This window comes from Oleiphilus sp. HI0132 (assembly GCF_001635845.1).
Genome location: NZ_LWGJ01000460.1, coordinates 1 through 1,243, shown reverse-complemented (window position 1 = coordinate 1,243; position 1,243 = coordinate 1). Strand labels below are relative to the sequence as shown.

1 protein-coding gene is annotated in these 1,243 nt (G+C 46.7%); it reads right to left on the bottom strand.

From position 1 onward, the window contains the following. Positions 1 to 1,243: cytosine permease (locus A3766_RS30485; RefSeq protein WP_369808603.1), on the bottom strand; the 1,243-nt coding region annotated here is incomplete at both ends.

Sequence of the window (1,243 nt, the reverse complement as noted above, 5' to 3'; positions counted from 1 at the left end):
CAGAGCGAACATATAGGCTGAGCATAAACGCCACAATAACTCATGTCCTCCACTTCAAAGTCATTGTCACAGACGCCGCAGGTAAGCGTCGGTCCAATAGACGGGTATGGTGACGGTGCAGCACCCGACGAAGCTCTGGTTTTCGCTTCCTCTATAATGGGAATAAGCTCTGGGGACTGTCGCGCTAAGTAATACTTTCCTTTGGTAATATAAGCGATCAGTGGCACAAAGATGAAACAGGCTAACAAAGAAATAAAGTGGCTAAGATTCTTACTTGTCTCGCCAAACACCCCAAGATATGCAGCTAAACCAAGAATACAGGCAGCCACCATTGAAACAGTACCAACCGGGTTAACATCATAGAGGTGACCTCGCTTAAACTCGATATAAGAGGGGCTGAGCCCAAGTGGTTTGTTAATCAATAAGTCTGCAGTAAGCGAGCCTAGCCAACTCACTGCGACAATAGCGAAAACCCCCAAAATTGCTTCGAGTGCCTCATGCACACCTAACTCCATCAGAATCAAAGCAATTGTCACATTGAAGACCAACCAAACAACCCGCCCAGGGTGGCTGTGAGTTGCCCGCGAGAAGAAGTTAGACCAAGCTATCGACCCGGCATAAGCGTTCGTTACGTTGATCTTCATCTGGCAGATAATCACCATAACCGCAGCTAAAATAAGCGACATTGACGGTGAGTTAGTCAGGTAATTAAATACACGTTCGTACATATAAGTCGGGTCGCTGGCGACCACATAAGTAGCCCCTTCTGTAATCGCAATATAAGCGATAAAGGAGCCAAAGAGCATTTTCAGCAAACCGATAAAGATCCAGCCTGGCCCTGATAAGACCAACCAAAACCACCACTTTTTCTTATTCTGTTCAGTCTTAGGAGGAAGAAAGCGTAGATAGTCTACCTGCTCACCAATCTGAGCAACCAAGGCAAAAAATACTGAAGCAGCGGCGCCGAACAATAGCCAATTGAATTCACCTGCATTACTAAGGCCCTTTGGCTGATAGTCTGTCCAAGCAGGCAAAGTATCATATTCGACAATGATCACGGTAGCGATTGCCGCGATTTGTAATAGTAACCACAGAGTTTGCGTCCCGACTTGAAAACGCGAAATAGTGGTAATCCCCCGGATCACAATAGGGATAACCGCCACAGCGCAAATGAAATACCCGATCGATAGCGGAATACCCAGCAAGGCATGTAAAGCCGATGCGAGAATAGCGGCTTCAATCG